The following is a 17,370-nucleotide window of genomic DNA, read 5'->3' as shown; positions in this document are numbered from 1 at the left end:
GAGAGAGGGTGTGTCATTAAACCATGACGCACCCTCTCTCTTTTTCTACTTATTATAGTACTGACGTATTGTAAGTATATAATTCAAATTTCACAACGAACAGAAGAACGTGACCAGGAACGGAACGGAGAAATCTACGCAGAAACCATGGAAGATGGAAACGATGATGAAACGCTCGCCCGAACAGCGGGTGATAATCGGCAACGTGGTATCCATCGTCGTGGCTCCACCCACACTGATTGGTGCCAACTTGCCAAAATATTTCACCAGCAAAGGCGCACAGAGCAGGGTGAGTATCTCTCGGCAGATATTAGCCAGCAAGGCTATCGTGCCCAACTCCGGTCCACGATATTGCGTGATGAAGATGCTCGACAACGAGTAATACCCGAATCCCGAACCTATTGCCAGACAATCCGTCAGCTGGCGATGTCCCAGCAACAGGGAAGCCGCAGCGCATCCGGCAAGGGTGCCCAGGACAGTCATCACCGGCAACATCATTAATCGGGGATTCACATCCTTGAAACTCTTCAACACCGAAGTATCGCATCCGATGCTGATTCCTACACAGAACATCAGGCAGCAAAGCGCATAATAGCTCACGTCGCCATCCAGCAAACCCGCAGGAACCACATCGCACACACCCACGATGATGCCCAGCACAAAGAAACCCACGATAATCAAGCTACCTTTCATCCCTCGTCTCCTTTCTGCAAATCATCCCGCAAGACATCCCCAGACTTATCCTTCACTACTGCCTTCGCTCCTCTACTACTCACGTATCTCCACAATGCCCAGGCAAAAAGCACACTTCCGGCACTGCCGCCCAGCGTCAGGATTACTGCCTCCAGTCCCAAGGTCTGAAGTCCGTTGATGATACGGGGATTCGCTCCCACCTCGATACCGAGCAGGAACAGGAGTACCCAGATAAGTGCCGTGATGATACGGCCTATGAAACTCATTTTCTTGTTGCGAAGCAGATACCCCGTACCTATTCCGCACAGCATAATCATTACAATCTTGAGCATTGCTTTCTTATAATCTTCTTATTCTTCTTTAATTAATCATACAGGATTTATCAATCATAAAGGGTATCGTTTCGAATCACCCACTGAATCATAATAACGGATTCCGAGCCTTTATAGTATATCCGAAGGCAAAGATTCCTTAAAAATACTTACGTTATCAAGTCCTGAACTTAAAAACAAAAAACACTTAACATTCTTTACGACAAGATTCTTCCTGCATTCAAGAATTCTTTGTAATTTAGCACCCCGAAAAAATATAAGGAGAAAAAATATGAGCAACGGATTATTATTATGGGTGGATGATGAGATTGAACTTCTCAAGGCTCACATCATTTTCTTGGAGAAAAAGGGTTACGAGGTAGTTACCGTGAGCAATGGTGCAGATGCCATCGACCAATGCAGACAGCAGACCTTCGACCTCATCCTACTCGACGAGATGATGCCCGGATTGAGCGGACTGGAGACCTTGCAGCAGATCAAGGACATTCAGCCTGCCACTCCCGTAGTGATGTGCACCAAAAGCGAGGAGGAGAACATCATGGACCAAGCCATCGGTTCCAAGATAGCCGACTATCTGATCAAGCCTGTCAACCCCAGCCAGATATTACTGTCGCTCAAGAAGAATATCCACCGCAAGGACATCGTGACCGAGGTGACACAGAGCGGATACCAGCAGGACTATCAGCAAATAGCCATGCAGATGATGGATTGCCGCAACTGCCAGGACTGGATGGAGGTATACAAGAGACTGGTGAAATGGGAACTGGAACTGAGCGATACCGACAGCAACATGACCGAGATGCTCTCCATGCAGAAGGAGGAAGCCAACATCGGCTTTGCCAAATACATAGCCAAGAACTATCTGAACTGGGTAGACCCCAAGAATATAGGAAAGCCAGTGGATGGCAAGCCGGTGATGAGTCCTGATATCTTCAAGACCAAGATATTCCCGATGCTCGACAAGGGCGAAAAAGTATTCCTCATCGTCATCGACAACTTCCGCTACGACCAGTGGAAGATGCTCGCCAAGGACATCGGCGACAGCTTCGAGATAGAGGAAGATATGTATATGAGCATCCTGCCTACCGCCACCCAATATGCCCGAAACGCCATCTTCAGCGGACTGATGCCGAACAAGATAGCGGAAATGTTTCCGGAACTCTGGGTGGATGAGGACGAGGAGGAAGGCAAGAACCTGAACGAGAAGCCACTGATTCAAACCCAGATAGACCGGTTCAGAAAGAAATACAGCTTCAGCTATCACAAGGTGAACGACTCGGCGGGTGCCGACAAGTTTATGGAGCACTACAACGAATGCAAGGACAACAACCTGAACGTGCTCGTTATCAACTTCATCGACATGCTGTCGCATGCCCGGACGGAATCGAAGATGGTGCGTGAGCTTGCCAACAACGAGAGTGCCTACCGCAGCATTACGCAGAGCTGGCTGCGCCATTCGGTGCTTGCCGAATTCTTCAAGCGACTGGCACAGAGCGACTTCAAGGTGGTTATCACCACCGACCACGGCAGTATCCGTGCATCGAAGCCTATCAAGATTATCGGCGACCGCAACACGAATACCAACCTGCGCTATAAACTGGGCAAGAACCTGGCTTACAACGCCAAGGAGGTGTTTACCATCAAGGAGCCGCACAAGGCCCAGCTACCTGCGCCCAACCTGAGCACTGCGTATGTATTTGCCTACGGTGATGCCTTCTTCGCCTATCCGAACAATTACAACTATTACGTATCCTACTACAAGGATACCTTCCAGCATGGTGGCATCTCGATGGAGGAAATGCTCATTCCGCTCATCACCCTGACACCGAGAAAGAGAAACTAGTGATAGTTGATAGTTTATAGTAATCATAAAGTTCAAAGTAAAAATATGAAGATTAAGATTGATTCATTAGACAACATCCATGTAGCAGCCAAGGAATTCCTTGAGAACATGGGCGACGGCAAGGTCTTTGCCTTCTATGGCAAGATGGGTGCCGGAAAGACGACATTTGTAAAAGCAATTTGCGAGGAACTGGGCGTGGAAGACGTGATTACATCGCCAACCTTCGCGCTTGTCAACGAATATACAGCTGGCAATGGCGACCCTATCTACCACTTCGATTTCTACCGCATCAAGAAGATTGACGAGGTATACGATATGGGCTACGAGGATTACTTCTATGGCGGCAACCTCTGCTTCCTGGAGTGGCCTGAACTCATAGAAGACCTACTGCCAGAGGATTGCACCAAGGTGACAATCACCGTGGAGGAAGATGGTTCCAGAAGCGTGGAATTCTAAAAAGAGAAATAATAAAGAGAAATGAAAATGGATTGATTCCCATTCTTCATTTCTCTTTTTTCTTATTTTATCAAAAGAGACGCATGTCTTACAAAAGAGACTCAAACTTCTCCTTGAGAGTTGACTTGTTAGCTGCACCAACAAACTTGTCAACCAACTGACCACCCTTGAAGAACAGGATGGTAGGGATGTTGCGAACGCCAAACTCCATAGCGATGTCGTCGTTCTCCTCTACATCACACTTTCCAACTACCAACTTGCCGTCAAACTCCTCTGCCAACTCAGACACGATAGGAGCAATCTGGCGACAAGGACCACACCAGGTAGCCCACAAATCTACTACCAATGGCAACTCGCCATTCTTGTAACTCTCGAAATTCTCGGTTGTAATTGTTACTTCCATTTTTACACCTTTTTATATATTAATACTAATTGATTTGATAACTCATCTTCGGATGATCGTTGACAAACTGAATCAGTTCTCTGCTCACTCCCACGGTCCGCTCCTGTGCACGCATCAGGATATTGGTATTGCTCTCAGGGTCATGAATCTGCAGGAAGAGCTGTGCCTTGCCTTCATCATTCTCTATCACCGACTTCAGGTCGTTCACAAAGGCTTCGTTTACCTCAGTGCTATCCACAACAATGGTAAAACGCTCCAGGCGATTCTCCTTCACGGTCTGCAGATACTCCACGGTGCTCAGTTTGAAGTCCAGATAGTTGGCATTGCCATAGCGTGCCACGCATTTTGCCGTGCAGTAGATGGTACTTCCTTCCATCATGATGCCTCGCCATGCACCCCAATCCTCGCCAAAGAGCGCCAACTCGCCCGAGCCCTCGAAATCCTCAATGGTAACGAAGCCGCATGGCTTGCCCGTCTTGGTGAACTTTGACTTTACCTCGGTGATGATGCCGCCGAATACCACATCTTCCTTCTTGGAGAGTGCTACCTTATCCCTCAACTCACTGCAATGGGTGTTGCACATATTATGAAGGATAATCTCGTATTCGTCGAGAGGATGCGCCGAGAGATAGATGCCCACCAGCTCACGCTCCTTGTTCAATCTTTCGATGGTGCTCCAGGATTCAGCCTCAGGAATGGGCGGAGTAGCAATCTCTACGGCTTCCGCACCTCCAAAGAGTGAGGTGGCTGCCTCGCGCTGTTCCTGCTGATAAAGCTGACCATAGCGCACCAGGGTATCGAGGAAGGTATCACCCTTGCTGTTCTTGCCGAAGAACTGCTCGCGACGGATGCCGAAACTGTCGAAGCCACCACTCAGCGCCAAGGTCTCGAATGCCTTGCGGTTGACACAGGAGAAATCCACTCGCTCGGCAAAATCGAAGATAGTCTTATAAGGTCCGTTCTTCAGACGCTCGGCCACGATGGCATCGGCTGCCGGGGCTCCCATACCCTTGATGGCTGAAAGACCGAAACGGATTTCGCCATGCTCGTTCACACCGAAGGCACGGTAACTCTCGTTCACATCAGGTCCCAAGGTCTTGATGCCCATCGACTGGCACTCCTCCATCAGCTTGGTGATCTCCACAATCTGTGCAAAGCGTCTGGTCATCAACGCCGCCATATACTCGGCTGGATAGTGTGCCTTGAGATAGGCTGTCTGGTAAGCTACCCACGAATAGCAGGTGGCGTGCGACTTGTTGAAGGCGTAGGAGGCAAACTTCTCCCAATCGCCCCATATCTTCTCCAGCACGGCTGGGTCGTGGCCGTTCTCCGTTCCCTGCTTGATGAACTTAGGCTTCATCGCATCTACGATGGCCTTCTTCTTCTTACCCATCGCCTTACGCAGGGCATCCGACTCACCTCGGGTGAAGTTAGCCAACTGTCGGGAGAGGAGCATCACCTGCTCCTGGTATACCGTGATGCCGTAGGTATCCTTCAGATATTTCTCCATGCATGGGATATCATACTGGATAGGTTCCTGACCGTTCTTACGGGCGATGAACGATGGGATGTAATCCATAGGGCCCGGACGATAGAGGGCATTCATGGCGATGAGGTCTTCGAACACGGTAGGCTTCAGTTCGCGGAGATACTTCTGCATACCCGGCGACTCAAACTGGAAGGTACCAATGGTCTGTCCCTTCTGATAGAGCTGATAGGTGAGTTCATCGTCGATAGGAATGGTATCCAGGTCAATGATGTCGCCCGTGGTCTGCTTGATAACCTTGCATGCCTCCTTCATCTCCGAGAGGGTCTTCAAGCCCAGGAAGTCCATCTTGATGAGTCCCGTGGATTCAATCACGTGACCATCGTATTGCGTCACCGCCGTCTTCAGTCCCGGAAAATCAGGGTCATCGGCAGTGGATACAGGTACCCAGCTGCTGATAGGGTCTCTACAGATGATGAATCCGCAGGCATGGATACCCGTGCCTCGGATGGTTCCCTCCAGCATCTTGGCATATTTGATGGTATTGCTCTCACGAGGGTCGCTGGAGTACTCAGCCTCCTTCAACTCTGGCGTATACTTGATGGCATTGGGAAGATTCATCTTCGCACCATCTGGCAATCTGTCGGGTATCGCCTTGCACAGTGCATTCGCCTTGTCCAATGGCAACTTCTCCACTCGGGCCACGTCCTTGATGGAGTTCTTGGTGGCCATCGAACCGTATGTAATGATATGGGCACAGTTCTCGTGACCATACTTATCCATCACCCATCTCAGCACCTTACCTCGACCATCATCATCGAAGTCGGTATCAATATCCGGAAGGTTCACACGGTCAGGGTTCAGGAAACGCTCAAACAGCAGGTCATACTTCAGGGGGTCTATCTTGGTAATTCCCAGACAGTACGCCACTACGGAACCTGCCGCAGAACCACGTCCCGGACCTACCATCACGCCCAGTTCTTCGCGAGCCGCCTTGATGAAGTCTGACACGATGAGGAAGTAGCCCGGGAAACCCATGGTCTTCATGACATGGAGCTCGAAGTTGACGTGCTCATCCACGTTTGCCGGCAGCGGGTCGCCATAGAGCTTTTTGGCTCCCTCGTAGGCAAGATGGCGCAGATATTCTGCCTCAAACTTGATTCGGTATATCTTGTCGTAACCGCCCAGTCGGTCGATTACCTTCTGTCCTTCCTCGGGTGGCAGCTGATTCTCTCCGTTTTCATCACTGGTAAACTCCTTGTAGAGGTCCTGCTCCGACACCCGCTGGCGCAACTGTTCCTCCGTGCCGAAGCTTTCAGGAATGGGGAAGAACGGCATGATAGGTCCATGGTCGATGCTATAGATTTCTACCTTATCTAATACTTCGAGGGTATTGGACAATGCCTCGGGGATATCAGAGAACACATCGTTCATTTCCTGACGGGTCTTGAACCACTCCTGCTTGGAATAGCGCATACGGTTAGGATCGTCCAGGTCCTTGCCGGTAGCAATGCAGAGCAGGTGGTCGTGCGCCTCGGCAGTCTCCTTATCCTCAAAGTGGCAGTCGTTGGTGCAGACGAGCTTGATGCCGTATTCCTTGGCAAACTCGATGAGCACCTTGTTCGCCTTCTGCTGCAATTCGTAAGCCTCACGGTTGGCAAGCAGACTCGGGTCATCTGGCACCTTATGGCGCTGCAGCTCCAGGTAATAGTCATCGCCAAAGAGATTGTGATACCATTCGCAGGCTTCACGTGCCCCGGCGATGTCGCCCTTCAGAATCTTGGCAGGCACCTCGCCGGCAATACATGCCGAGCAGACAATCAGGTCCTCATGATACTTTTCCAGGTCGGCACGGTCGGTTCGAGGGCGCATGTAGTAACCATCCACCCACGAATTACTCACCAGTCTGATTAGGTTCTTGTATCCGTTATAGTTCTTGGCGAGCACGATGAGGTGGTAACCACTCATATCGCCCTTGTCCTTCTCACGGTCGCCCTTGGTTCTTCTAGCCACATACATCTCACAACCGATGATAGGCTTGAAGGGTTCCAGCCCTTCCTTCTTTCGGTCTTTGTTGACTTTTCCACAATAGTCAACGAGTTCCTTGATGCCGAACATCACACCATGATCGGTTACAGCCATACCCTTCATTCCATCCTTGATAGCCTTGTCAACAAGATGCGGAATCTTGGATTGACCATCGAGGATGGAATACTGTGTATGGACGTGTAAATGTATAAAATCTTCCATTTTCTGCCTTAAATTTCCTATTTTGACAACAAAGTTACTGCTAAAAGTTGATATTGCCAAAAGAAATGAGAGAAAAATTTGCAAAAGTGATAAAAATGCCGTACCTTTGCACCGATATAAACATAAACCTATCTCATGGGACAGAAAATTAAGAAATTAAAAAAGATAAGATTGCACCGCGAGGGCACCGGTCAGCTGGTGTACGGCGGTATAGCATTAGTAGCCATCGCAGCCATTTTATGGTATGCCTTCGACAGCAAGATTCCCTTCTGGGCATTCCTTGTTGTCTTCGGTGTGGTATATGGCATCGTACTCAATTTCTACCGCTGCCCTATTCGCTACCTGAACGTAGAGGATACCGAGAAGCTCGTTGTGGCTCCTGCAGACGGTAAGATTGTGGTAATAGAAGAAGTAGACAATGCGCCTTACTTCAACGACAGGCGCCTGATGATTTCCATCTTCATGAGCCTCTGGAATGTTCATGCCAACTGGTTCCCGGTGGATGGAAAGGTGAAGTTCGTGAAGCACGAGAACGGTAAGTACATGAAGGCTTGGCTGCCAAAGGCCAGCGAGGAGAATGAGCATGCCGACATCATGATCACGACCCCTGAGGGTGTGGATGTATTGTGCCGACAGATAGCTGGTGCCGTTGCCCGACGCATCGTTACCTACGCCAAGGAAGGCGAGGAGTGCTACATCGACGAGCACCTGGGCTTCATCAAGCTGGGTTCCCGAGTAGATGTGTATCTGCCTATCGGCACAGAAGTATGCGTCAAGATGGGACAGGCTACCACAGGTGACCAGACAATTATAGCAAAATTGAAATAAAAAAATGAGTATTAAGAAGCATATTCCAAACACGATTACATGCTGCAACCTCATCTCTGGCTGCATCGCTACATCGTTCGCCTTCGGCGGTAATCCCGAAATGGCTTTGTTGTGGATTATCATCGGAGCAGTTTTCGACTTTTTCGATGGCATGAGCGCTCGCTTGCTGCATGTTTCATCGCCTATAGGCAAGGAGCTCGACTCGCTTGCCGACGATGTTACCTTTGGTGTAGCTCCAGCCACCATCGTATTCTCTCAGCTCTTCGTCATGGAGTATCCTGAGTTTCTGGAGCCATTGCGCCCATGGTTGCCTTACGCAGCCTTCATCATCGCCGCTTTCTCGGCGCTGAGATTGGCTAAGTTCAACCTGGATGAGCGTCAGACCACCTCTTTCATCGGTGTGCCTACGCCTGCCAACGCCCTGTTCTGGGGTTCGCTGGTAGTGAGCAGTCCTAGCTGGATTACCAGCCAGAGCTGGTCGGTATTCCTCATCCTGGCAATGATTCTCGCCACCAGTTTCCTGCTGGTATGCGAATTGCCGCTGTTTGCGCTGAAGTTCAAGCAGTGGTCGTTTAAGGGCAACGAGGTGAAGTATGGTTTCGTAGGTTTTGCTGTGGCAGTTCTTGCCTTGTCGGTAGCTACCGAAGGCATCAGAGGCTTCCTGGAAGGCTGGTGGATTATCATCCTGATGTATGTCCTCCTCTCTTGGTTATTGTATAAGAGAAATAAATAAGGCTTATGGCAATAAGCCAAGAAAGGCTTGCTCCCGTTGGGTAGCAAGCCTTTCTTTTTTATATCCTATCAGTTCTACTGATTTTTTGTTTAATTGTGAACAAGGGTTCCAATCTCCTCACCTTCCATCACCTTCTTCAGGTTGCCCACGATATCCATGTTGAATACGTAAATAGGAAGATTGTTCTCCTTACACATGGTAGTAGCAGTAAGGTCCATCACCTTCAAGCCCTTGGTGTAAATCTCATCGTAAGTGATGTCGCTGAACTTGGTAGCAGTAGGATCCTTCTCCGGGTCGGCTGTATAGATACCATCCACACGAGTACCCTTGAGCATCACGTCTGCCTCGATTTCGATGCCACGGAGCGAAGAACCAGTATCTGTGGTGAAGTATGGACTGCCTGTACCGGCAGAGAAGATGCAGATATAGCCATCCTCCATAGCCTCGATAGCCTTCCACTTGGTGTAGAACTCACCGATAGGTTCCATGCGGATAGCTGTGAGCACCTTGTTCTTAACGCCCAATGCACCGAGTGCGCTGCTCAAGGCGAGGGAGTTGATAACGGTGGCACACATACCCATCTGGTCGCCCTTCACACGGTCGAAACCCTTCTGGCTTCCGCTCAGACCACGGAAGATGTTGCCACCACCGATAACGATACCAATCTGTACGCCCATCTCGTGAACTTCCTTAATCTGCTTTGCATAATCACTCAAGCGCTCAGGATCGATACCGAAACTCTGCTTGCCCATCAGGCTCTCACCGCTCAACTTCAAAAGAATTCTTTTAAACTTTGCCATAACGTATTATAATTTACAATTTACAGTTAATAGTTAACAGGAGGCTACGCCCTATAAACTATTAACTTTTAACTATTAACTAAAAATCTAATTTCACCGACAGCATACGAACGAATCATTCCCTTCTTGTCGTGAAGTATCAGATGACCATCATCTTCCACCTCTACGAAGGCACCCTCGAACTCTCCATCGGCATCTTCATAGCGATGAAAGCCCTTGCGGCGATAGAGTGAGAGATGGTAGATGCCCGATACATCCATGTAGTCGGCACGACGAAGCAGTTCATAATACTTCTTGAATGCCTCGATAATCTTCTGGAGCACTTCATCCCTATCCACCTCATGACCCAGGATCTGAGCCAAGGATACCGGATTAGGCGCATCGCTATGGAACTCCATCTGGTTGATGTTGACTCCGATGCCGAAGATGCAACGCTTGATGCCCTTGGAGTCGATGGAAGTCTCTATCAGCGTACCACTGATTTTCTTATCGTTCCAATACACATCGTTCGGCCATTTCAGTGTGATGCCGTCGGTATAGGTATCCAGTGCCTCCTTCACGGCAAGGGCTCCGGCCTCTGAAAGCAGGAACTGCTGGCGCACAGGCACCCAGGTAGGAGTCATCAGCATACTGAACAGGAGGTTCTTGCCCGGTTCACTCTCCCAGGTATGAGTTCCCTGTCCCCTACCAGCCGTCTGATAATCGGCCACAGCAACGACAATCGTATCATCATCGCAGTTTTTCATTCCCTTCAGGAAGGTATTCGTGGAATCCGCTTCCTGCATTCGTATCATCTTTGTTTCCATTTTCACATTAATAAATAATAATAGGTACTTGCCGGCAGAACGAAGTAAAGTATCAGCATCGGAGTTAAAGTATCAGCATGGGATTGAAGGCATCCTTCAGATGCTGGAGACTCTTCACCTGATGAGCGCACCCCACGATGGAGATGACATCAAAGCGCAGTTCTTTGTCCACCTGGCATTCCTTGACATAAGCATTGGCAGCAATGGCAAGATTCCTCATCTTGCCCCGGGTAACAGCCTCTTCGGGCTGCTGGTATTCCTCGCTGGTGCGGGTCTTCACCTCTACAACCACCAGCGTGTTGCCATCGGGAGTATAGGCAAGAATGTCGAGGTCACGCCGCCCTATCTTCCAGTCACGGTCGACAATCACGTACCCCTGGTCTTCCAGATAAAGCACCGCTTCATCTTCTCCCCATTTTCCCAATTCATTATGCTCTGCCATCGGTTATTTTTCTTAAGTTTAGCCCCCTGGCGACATTATTTTCCGCCCAAAAGGCACTATTACCATGCAAAAATAACACTTTTCTTTCACCCATCAAAGTTTTTTATGTATTTTTGCACAAAAAAGGAAAAGAGAAATCATAAAGAATAGAAATATGGTAGACAATCAGAAGAAAGACGAAGAATTCATGCGCCGTGCCCTGCTGGAGGCACAGGCAGCATTCGATGAAGACGAGATTCCCGTGGGAGCCGTCATTGTATGTCAGGACAGAATCATCTCACGTGCCCACAACCTCACGGAGATGCTCACCGATGTAACCGCCCATGCCGAAATGCAGGCTATCACCTCTGGTGCCAACATGCTGGGCGGAAAGTATCTGAAGGATTGCACGCTCTATGTCACCGTGGAACCTTGCGTGATGTGTGCCGGAGCCTTGGGATGGGCACAGATAAGCCGGGTAGTTTATGGTGCCAGCGACGAGAAGCGGGGGTATACAAAATATGCGCCCGATGCACTGCATCCTAAGACAACAGTTACATCGGGCGTATTGGAAGATGAGTGCCGCGCACTCATGCAGGATTTCTTTCAGAGAAAGAGATAATTCATTTCTTTAAAAGAGTTCATTCATCTCTTAAAAAGAGTTCACTACTTCACGAGTACAACAAGATACTTGCTGGTGCTCCAGAAGATCTGAGGGTTGGTGATGCGAAGAGTATACTGCTTGTTAGCATCACGAACCAATGTATAGGTGCTTGATGGATGAGTGGTGAGCACCTTGACATTCTTAGAGTAGAGCTTGATCTCAGAGAGGTCGCGTATATCTATCTTGGTGAAGTAATTCTTGTTGAAATTACCGGTCATCACCTTGTTACCCTCCAGGATATGCTGGTTTTTCAGCTCCTTCTTGGTGCCGAACACATACCATGCAGTGTTGATCTGCTTGTCCTGAGCATTGATCACCTCGCTCTTCTTGCTGCTTTCGCTAGCCAGGCGATTTGACTTGGTGTTCAGGTTATTGATAGTCTCATCGAGCGCAGCGATGTGGATATCCTTGCTGTCCAATTCCTCACGGAGAGCCTGAAGCTGCTTCTCCTTTTCCTCCAACTGCTTAGTGAGGTTGGCGATAGTCTTCTGGAGCTGCTCCGACTTGATAGAGCTGTTAGCCATCTGCTTCTGCAACTTGGCAATCAGCTCCTTGTTCTGCTTCATGCGTGTAGCGATGAACTGTACATCCTCCGTGAGCTTCTGCTTTTTGCTAGCGCCCTCACCATTCTTCAGAAGGGTAACGCGATTCTCGGCCTCATTAATCTGGTTGAGACCATCCTCAATCTCGTTGATAGTACCCATCAAGTCGTTCAACTCGCTGTCTTTCTGAGCAATGATACTGTTGAGAGAATCATTCTGAGCAGCACCAATACCTGCGGTAGTCTTACCATCCTTACAACCAGTTAATACCAAGGCTGCAAGGCATGCCATCATTAATAGCTTTTTCATAATCTTTACCTTTTATTAATTTATGATTAATAATAACATAACGAAGAAAAGAGCAGAAAATTTTATTCTTCTCTGTTTTTTCTGTTTTTTCTTTCTTCGCGTCGCTTTTCTTTCAATTCTTCTTTCAGTTGCTTCGGGTCCTTGCCAGCCAGGACGATAACGAACTCGCCCCTAGGCTCAGTCTCCTCGAAATGTGCAATCACTTCGGCAAGCGTTCCGCGAACGCTCTCCTCGTGCAGCTTCGAGATTTCCCTACAGCAGCTCACCTGACGGTCTTCGCCGAACACTTCGGCAAACTGCTGCAGCGTTTTCACCACCCGATAAGGTGACTCATAGAAAATCATGGTGCGCACCTCATCTTTCAGAGACTCCAGATAGGTCTGTCGCCCCTTCTTCTGCGGAATGAATCCCTCGAAGCAGAATCTGTCACAAGGCAATCCCGACGACACGATGGCAGGGATGCATGCCGTAGGCCCCGGAAGGGTCTGCACGGTGATGCCCGCCTTAGCCGCCTCGCGAGCCAGGTAGAAACCCGGATCGCTGATGCCTGGGGTTCCCGCATCACTAATTAATGCGATGGTTTCGCCAGCCTTCAATCGCTCTACGATGCCCGACGACGTGCCATGCTCATTAAACTTATGATGCGCCACTAAGCGATTTCGGATATCGAAATGCTTGAGCAGGACGCTCGATGTGCGAGTGTCCTCCGCGAGCACCAAATCAGCTTCTTTCAGAACCCTGATGGCTCGCATTGTCATGTCCTCCATGTTGCCCACTGGAGTAGGTACGATATATAATATGCCCATAAGTGGGTACAAATGTAGTTAATTAATCTTTCATAGCAAAAAAAAACTGCGTATCTTTGCATTTTTTAAAACCTTATTAGTAATTTTGCCCCCGAAATGACAGAATTACTATATGGGGAGGCACACCGTCCCGGCAGAATTGAAGTGGTGTGCGGATCGATGTTCTCCGGAAAAACCGAAGAATTAATCCGAAGAATGAAGCGAGCTAGCTTCGCCAAACAGAAGGTGGAAATCTTCAAGCCGGCGATAGACACTCGTTACTCCGAAGACAATGTAGTGAGCCACGACCAGAACTCTATCCGGTCGACTCCTATTGAATCTTCGGGATCGATACTCTTGTTGGCTTCCGACATCGACGTGGTCGGTATCGACGAAGCCCAGTTCCTGGACAATGGCTTGGTGGAGGTCTGCAACGAACTCGCCAACCGTGGCGTACGCGTCATCGTGGCGGGTCTCGACATGGATTTCAAGGGAGTTCCCTTCGGTCCGATTCCGGCTCTCTGTGCCATCGCCGACGAGGTGACCAAGGTGCATGCCATCTGCGTGAAGTGCGGTGCCCTGGCATACGTAAGCCACCGACTGGTGAAGAACGACAAGCGTGTGCTTCTCGGCGAGAAGGACGAATATGAGCCACTTTGCAGAGATTGCTACCAGAAAGCTATCCATAATGAATTATAAGAAGTGAGAAGATATGAGCAAGGAGATTACATTCGATAAGTTCATACGTTGGGCGGGTATCGTCGTCCTCGTATTAGCGGTACTATACATCATCAATTATCTGAGTGATGTACTGCTTCCTTTCTTTATAGCATGGTTTTTCGCTTACCTGCTCTACCCCGTCGTGAAGTTCATCGAGAATAAACTCCATGTCAAGGTGCGTGCCCTTTCCATTCTTCTGGCAATGGGTGCTGCAATAGCCATCGTGGGCGGAGTTATCTGGCTCATTATCCCACCAATGATTGACCAGTTTGACAAGCTGGGAATCGTCCTGACCAAATGGGTGCACCAGACTACCCACACCAACAACCTGACAGCTCTCATCAAGGAATGGCTGCAGGCCAACCAGTCCACCATAGAGCATTTCCTGAAGAGCAAGGACTTCAGCGATGCCCTTAAGTCCACGATGCCGAAGGTTTTCTCGGTGGTGAGTCAGACGGCTACCATTATCATGAGTATCGTTGCCTCGATGATTACCTTATTATATATGTTCTTCATCCTGCTCGATTACGAGACGCTGACAGCCAACTGGGTGCGCATCTTCCCGAAGAAGAACCGCCCGTTCTGGCATGCACTGATGAAAGATGTGGAAAGGGAGCTGAACAACTATATCCGAGGTCAGGGAATGGTGTCGCTCTGCATGGGCATCATGTTCTGCATCGGCTTCACCATCATCGGTTTCCCGATGGCGATAGGTTTGGGCATTCTGATTGGCATCATGAATCTGGTACCTTATCTTCATACCTTCGCCCTCATCCCTACGGCGTTCCTCGCCATGCTGAAGGCGGCGGATACAGGACAGAACTTCTGGGTAGTCTTCGGATTGGCATTCCTGGTATTCTGTGTGGTTCAGGTAATCACAGATATGGTGGTAACGCCTAAGATTATGGGCAAGGCGATGGGGTTGAACCCAGCCATCCTGCTCTTGAGTCTTTCCGTTTGGGGTGCCTTATTGGGCTTCATCGGTCTGATTGTAGCACTTCCTCTCACCACGCTCCTCATTGCCTACTGGCAGCGATACGTAACGCGAGAAAAGCCGCAATATGAGGAAGAAATGGCTGAAAAACCGCTGATTCCAGATAAAATTGAAGAAAATAAGCAAAAAAAACGGCTAAATATTTGGTTATTCCAAAAAATAGTCGTACCTTTGCACTCGCTTTTGAAATCAAAGGTTGGAGATTGACTCGCTAGCTCAGCTGGTAGAGCACAACACTTTTAATGTTGGGGTCATGGGTTCGAGCCCCATGCGAGTCACAGTCTCAGAAAAAGGACTTTCCATTAGGGAGAGTCCTTTTTTCGTTTCTATTCCTTTCAACATATCGATTTAAGTTCTATCCGCCATCGGCGGATAAAACCTTTTATTTACCAATTGGATAAATCAGCTTTCGCCTCTATCTTCTTTTCTACGTTATCCGGAAGTTTCGAGAAGAAATCGTAGCCGGTGATACGCTCCACCTCATCTATAGAGTTGACGAAGTCCTTCTTCTGGAGTCCCTTGGCTGATTGATTTCTGCAGATAAAGCCGATGGCCTGCGGATTCTTGCCAGTGCGGAGAATCACCTTGAAGAAGGCATCGGGCACCACCACCTTGTTCTTGCCCAACTTGCGATGCTGCTTATTCAGAAAGATAGGTCCGCAAACGATATATACCTTGCCATACTTCTTAGCCCAAGTGCGGCACTGCTGCTCGATGCTGTTCCATACGCCCGCATTCAGGGCATGAGTCTGCGGACACATGTTGGTCATCAGGAAACATTCATCCATCGCCTTCTGGCTCCACTTGTTATCGCCTGCTGGACACAGGTGGCCTCTGTCGAAACCCGTGTTGAAATAATCTGCCTTCGTACCCTTAGGTGATGGCATATCCATATCATCCTCAAAATCGCCACGCTTCAGTTTTCCCGATGCATGGGCACGGGTCAAAGTCCATGCCACCCAGTTCGGCTGTCGGGTACCATGGTTATAAGATACGGTATAAGCGAATCGACGCTTGATGGTTCCAGAACCAGTGACATTCGCAGCCTTACCATTCACCGCTTTCCCTTTCGCAGCCTTCTTCTGAATCACCGGAATCTCCAGTCCCGGAGCATCCGCCTGAGCTACCGGCAATTCATACGAAGACAACATAAAGGATGAGAGCAAGGCGATGAATCCCGCCATCATCCACATCTTGATTTTTCTACTTTTTCTTTCCATAACTCTATCTGATATTTTAAATAGCATCACAAAAGTAGTGCTTTCTACCATTTCTGCCAAGATTATCCGATAAAAAAGCTGTATCTTGCAGATATTCTTCTGTATTTTAACTGCTTTTAACAAAAACAGATGCAAGTTTTAGGCAATTCGGGAGTTTATTAATTAGGAATAGTGCGGAAAACGTGCTTAATCCTGTTCGACAAAGAAGAAATAAAAGAAAAAATAAATATCATCAAGAAAAAATGAAGAAGATTACATTATTCTCTATTCTGGCAGCCTTCGTGGCAGCCTTGTCTTTCACATCATGCAACACAGATAGCGACAACGGCTACAGCCCATTGAGCAAGGATGCACAGAGTAATTTTCAAATGGCAATGTCAGTAGGTTCTTACAACGACATGGTCGTTCTCTTCGAAAAGAAGAACGATGACAATGTCAACAACCAGACCGACTCTGTGGCTTCATCTGTACGCATCAGCATGACCGGTGATAGCACTATGAGCATCGCAAACTTCCCTATTGCTGCAATCGCAGAGCACATCTCTAATAAGGAATTGTCTCAAGCCATCGCAAAGGAGGCTCCAAGAGCCATCACCTGCAAGTATAACGTGATGCCAAACAGCACTTCAGAAGTGGCATATTACATCGCATGTCCTAACGTTATCGAGCTGAATTTGGCTTATGGCGCAGACAACAAGAGCCACAAGGTGCAGCTGGTATTCATTCCTAACCAGAACTATTACGGCTATTGCACCCTCAAGGATCCAAGAAAGCTGGGCTTCCAGTTCGCTCTCTATCAGATTTGGGTGGATGGTGCACAGACTGGCTATATCAAGAATTCTATCAATTCTAACTATAGCACAGTTGCCTTCGCTGTTCGCAATGCATGGAAGAAGACAGGCAAATAAGGACAAGCAAGAAAACGAAAACTCTATCCCAAGAGAGAGACATCTCTCACAAGATACAGAATACTCTAAAAGAAATATATAGTTAATACTCTCTTAAATAAAACAACTTACAAATATATGCTCTGAATTTATCACTCAGTGAGAAAACTAAAATAAAGGCGCGACAGTCGAGATAGA

Annotated in this window: 18 protein-coding genes and 1 tRNA gene; 9 read left to right on the top strand and 10 right to left on the bottom strand. The window is 48.5% G+C overall.

Going from position 1 to position 17,370, the window contains the following annotated elements:
- Positions 1 to 90: 90 nt before the first annotated feature.
- Together V8Z93_RS05250 and V8Z93_RS05245 are read right to left on the bottom strand one after the other, a co-directional pair.
- Positions 91 to 693, bottom strand: a complete 603-nt coding sequence (locus V8Z93_RS05250; RefSeq protein ID WP_439432598.1) for a lysine exporter LysO family protein — start codon at positions 691 to 693, stop codon at positions 91 to 93.
- Positions 690 to 1,025, bottom strand: a complete 336-nt coding sequence (locus V8Z93_RS05245) for a LysO family transporter (RefSeq protein WP_203040937.1) — start codon at positions 1,023 to 1,025, stop codon at positions 690 to 692. Before V8Z93_RS05245 ends, V8Z93_RS05250 begins: the two co-directional genes overlap by 4 nt.
- 271 nt (positions 1,026 to 1,296) lie before the next feature.
- Here V8Z93_RS05245 and V8Z93_RS05240 point away from each other — a divergent pair, with 271 nt between their 5' ends.
- Both V8Z93_RS05240 and tsaE read left to right on the top strand, forming a co-directional pair.
- Positions 1,297 to 2,868, top strand: coding sequence for a PglZ domain-containing protein (locus tag V8Z93_RS05240; protein ID WP_439432597.1), 1,572 nt, complete (start codon positions 1,297 to 1,299; stop codon positions 2,866 to 2,868).
- Positions 2,869 to 2,913: 45 nt separating this feature from the next.
- Positions 2,914 to 3,324 carry a tRNA (adenosine(37)-N6)-threonylcarbamoyltransferase complex ATPase subunit type 1 TsaE gene (gene tsaE / locus V8Z93_RS05235; protein WP_203040935.1) on the top strand — a complete coding sequence of 137 codons (411 nt, stop codon included), beginning with the start codon at positions 2,914 to 2,916 and terminating at the stop codon, positions 3,322 to 3,324.
- 88 nt (positions 3,325 to 3,412) lie between these two features.
- Here tsaE and trxA read toward each other — a convergent pair whose 3' ends face one another.
- Positions 3,413 to 3,727, bottom strand: a complete 315-nt coding sequence (gene trxA / locus V8Z93_RS05230; RefSeq protein WP_203040934.1) for a thioredoxin — start codon at positions 3,725 to 3,727, stop codon at positions 3,413 to 3,415.
- Between the two features lie 25 nt (positions 3,728 to 3,752).
- A complete protein-coding gene (dnaE, locus tag V8Z93_RS05225; RefSeq protein ID WP_439432596.1) occupies positions 3,753 to 7,463 on the bottom strand; it encodes a DNA polymerase III subunit alpha in 3,711 nt (1,236 codons plus the stop codon).
- A gap of 135 nt (positions 7,464 to 7,598) precedes the next feature.
- On the opposite strand from dnaE, the gene V8Z93_RS05220 reads away from it, so the two are divergent.
- Both V8Z93_RS05220 and pssA read left to right on the top strand, forming a co-directional pair.
- Complete coding sequence (locus V8Z93_RS05220; protein WP_203050108.1) at positions 7,599 to 8,291, top strand: phosphatidylserine decarboxylase family protein; 693 nt, start codon at positions 7,599 to 7,601, stop codon at positions 8,289 to 8,291.
- 4 nt (positions 8,292 to 8,295) lie between these two features.
- Positions 8,296 to 9,024: a CDP-diacylglycerol--serine O-phosphatidyltransferase gene (pssA, locus tag V8Z93_RS05215; protein WP_203040931.1), complete on the top strand. Its 729-nt coding sequence runs from the start codon at positions 8,296 to 8,298 to the stop codon at positions 9,022 to 9,024.
- An 89-nt stretch (positions 9,025 to 9,113) separates the two neighbouring features.
- Here pssA and pyrH read toward each other — a convergent pair whose 3' ends face one another.
- The 3 genes from pyrH to V8Z93_RS05200 form a co-directional block, all read right to left on the bottom strand.
- A complete protein-coding gene (gene pyrH, locus V8Z93_RS05210; protein ID WP_203040930.1) occupies positions 9,114 to 9,824 on the bottom strand; it encodes a UMP kinase in 711 nt (236 codons plus the stop codon).
- Between the two features lie 68 nt (positions 9,825 to 9,892).
- Positions 9,893 to 10,630 (bottom strand): biotin--[acetyl-CoA-carboxylase] ligase, encoded by a 738-nt coding sequence (locus tag V8Z93_RS05205; protein ID WP_439432595.1) that lies wholly within the window; start codon positions 10,628 to 10,630, stop codon positions 9,893 to 9,895.
- Positions 10,631 to 10,694: 64 nt separating this feature from the next.
- Entirely contained in the window at positions 10,695 to 11,072 is a 378-nt protein-coding gene (locus V8Z93_RS05200) for a YraN family protein (protein WP_439432594.1), read from the bottom strand.
- 154 nt (positions 11,073 to 11,226) lie between these two features.
- Between V8Z93_RS05200 and V8Z93_RS05195 the strand changes: the two genes are divergently transcribed.
- Positions 11,227 to 11,673, top strand: coding sequence for a nucleoside deaminase (locus V8Z93_RS05195; RefSeq protein ID WP_439432593.1), 447 nt, complete (start codon positions 11,227 to 11,229; stop codon positions 11,671 to 11,673).
- Positions 11,674 to 11,717: 44 nt separating this feature from the next.
- On the opposite strand, the gene V8Z93_RS05190 is transcribed toward V8Z93_RS05195, so the two are convergent.
- Together V8Z93_RS05190 and rsmI are read right to left on the bottom strand one after the other, a co-directional pair.
- Entirely contained in the window at positions 11,718 to 12,566 is an 849-nt protein-coding gene (locus V8Z93_RS05190) for a hypothetical protein (RefSeq protein WP_203040926.1), read from the bottom strand.
- A 62-nt stretch (positions 12,567 to 12,628) separates the two neighbouring features.
- Positions 12,629 to 13,372, bottom strand: coding sequence for a 16S rRNA (cytidine(1402)-2'-O)-methyltransferase (rsmI, locus tag V8Z93_RS05185; RefSeq protein ID WP_203040925.1), 744 nt, complete (start codon positions 13,370 to 13,372; stop codon positions 12,629 to 12,631).
- A gap of 96 nt (positions 13,373 to 13,468) precedes the next feature.
- Between rsmI and V8Z93_RS05180 the strand changes: the two genes are divergently transcribed.
- From V8Z93_RS05180 to V8Z93_RS05170, 3 genes are all read left to right on the top strand, one after another.
- A complete protein-coding gene (locus tag V8Z93_RS05180; RefSeq protein WP_203050115.1) occupies positions 13,469 to 14,050 on the top strand; it encodes a thymidine kinase in 582 nt (193 codons plus the stop codon).
- A gap of 13 nt (positions 14,051 to 14,063) precedes the next feature.
- Positions 14,064 to 15,272 carry an AI-2E family transporter gene (locus V8Z93_RS05175; protein ID WP_439432592.1) on the top strand — a complete coding sequence of 403 codons (1,209 nt, stop codon included), beginning with the start codon at positions 14,064 to 14,066 and terminating at the stop codon, positions 15,270 to 15,272.
- Positions 15,271 to 15,343 (top strand) — tRNA-Lys (locus V8Z93_RS05170). The genes V8Z93_RS05175 and V8Z93_RS05170 overlap by 2 nt, the downstream gene beginning before the upstream one ends.
- A gap of 108 nt (positions 15,344 to 15,451) precedes the next feature.
- Here the strand turns inward: V8Z93_RS05170 and V8Z93_RS05165 are convergent.
- Positions 15,452 to 16,285 carry a DNA/RNA non-specific endonuclease gene (locus tag V8Z93_RS05165; protein WP_439432591.1) on the bottom strand — a complete coding sequence of 278 codons (834 nt, stop codon included), beginning with the start codon at positions 16,283 to 16,285 and terminating at the stop codon, positions 15,452 to 15,454.
- A gap of 242 nt (positions 16,286 to 16,527) precedes the next feature.
- On the opposite strand from V8Z93_RS05165, the gene V8Z93_RS05160 reads away from it, so the two are divergent.
- Positions 16,528 to 17,193, top strand: a complete 666-nt coding sequence (locus V8Z93_RS05160) for a DUF4840 domain-containing protein (protein ID WP_439432590.1) — start codon at positions 16,528 to 16,530, stop codon at positions 17,191 to 17,193.
- Positions 17,194 to 17,370: the final 177 nt, after the last annotated feature.

This window comes from Segatella copri (genome assembly GCF_051861805.1).
In the GTDB taxonomy this organism is placed as follows: Bacteria; Bacteroidota; Bacteroidia; order Bacteroidales; family Bacteroidaceae; genus Prevotella; species Prevotella copri_M.
Note: the sequence above shows the minus strand (reverse complement) of the source record. Positions and strands in the feature narration are given on the sequence as shown.

Excerpts from the sequence above, each read along its gene's own strand:
- V8Z93_RS05240 (WP_439432597.1), top strand. The coding sequence starts at position 1,297 with ATGAGCAACGGATTATTATTATGGGTGGATGATGAGATTGAACTTCTC.
- tsaE (WP_203040935.1), top strand. The coding sequence starts at position 2,914 with ATGAAGATTAAGATTGATTCATTAGACAACATCCATGTAGCAGCCAAG.
- V8Z93_RS05165 (WP_439432591.1), bottom strand. The coding sequence starts at position 16,285 with ATGGAAAGAAAAAGTAGAAAAATCAAGATGTGGATGATGGCGGGATTC.
- dnaE (WP_439432596.1), bottom strand. The coding sequence starts at position 7,463 with ATGGAAGATTTTATACATTTACACGTCCATACACAGTATTCCATCCTC.
- rsmI (WP_203040925.1), bottom strand. The coding sequence starts at position 13,372 with ATGGGCATATTATATATCGTACCTACTCCAGTGGGCAACATGGAGGAC.
- V8Z93_RS05220 (WP_203050108.1), top strand. The coding sequence starts at position 7,599 with ATGGGACAGAAAATTAAGAAATTAAAAAAGATAAGATTGCACCGCGAG.
- V8Z93_RS05175 (WP_439432592.1), top strand. The coding sequence starts at position 14,064 with ATGAGCAAGGAGATTACATTCGATAAGTTCATACGTTGGGCGGGTATC.
- trxA (WP_203040934.1), bottom strand. The coding sequence starts at position 3,727 with ATGGAAGTAACAATTACAACCGAGAATTTCGAGAGTTACAAGAATGGC.
- pssA (WP_203040931.1), top strand. The coding sequence starts at position 8,296 with ATGAGTATTAAGAAGCATATTCCAAACACGATTACATGCTGCAACCTC.
- V8Z93_RS05250 (WP_439432598.1), bottom strand. The coding sequence starts at position 693 with ATGAAAGGTAGCTTGATTATCGTGGGTTTCTTTGTGCTGGGCATCATC.
- V8Z93_RS05205 (WP_439432595.1), bottom strand. The coding sequence starts at position 10,630 with ATGGAAACAAAGATGATACGAATGCAGGAAGCGGATTCCACGAATACC.
- V8Z93_RS05160 (WP_439432590.1), top strand. The coding sequence starts at position 16,528 with ATGAAGAAGATTACATTATTCTCTATTCTGGCAGCCTTCGTGGCAGCC.
- V8Z93_RS05190 (WP_203040926.1), bottom strand. The coding sequence starts at position 12,566 with ATGAAAAAGCTATTAATGATGGCATGCCTTGCAGCCTTGGTATTAACT.
- V8Z93_RS05180 (WP_203050115.1), top strand. The coding sequence starts at position 13,469 with ATGACAGAATTACTATATGGGGAGGCACACCGTCCCGGCAGAATTGAA.
- V8Z93_RS05200 (WP_439432594.1), bottom strand. The coding sequence starts at position 11,072 with ATGGCAGAGCATAATGAATTGGGAAAATGGGGAGAAGATGAAGCGGTG.
- V8Z93_RS05245 (WP_203040937.1), bottom strand. The coding sequence starts at position 1,025 with ATGCTCAAGATTGTAATGATTATGCTGTGCGGAATAGGTACGGGGTAT.
- pyrH (WP_203040930.1), bottom strand. The coding sequence starts at position 9,824 with ATGGCAAAGTTTAAAAGAATTCTTTTGAAGTTGAGCGGTGAGAGCCTG.
- V8Z93_RS05195 (WP_439432593.1), top strand. The coding sequence starts at position 11,227 with ATGGTAGACAATCAGAAGAAAGACGAAGAATTCATGCGCCGTGCCCTG.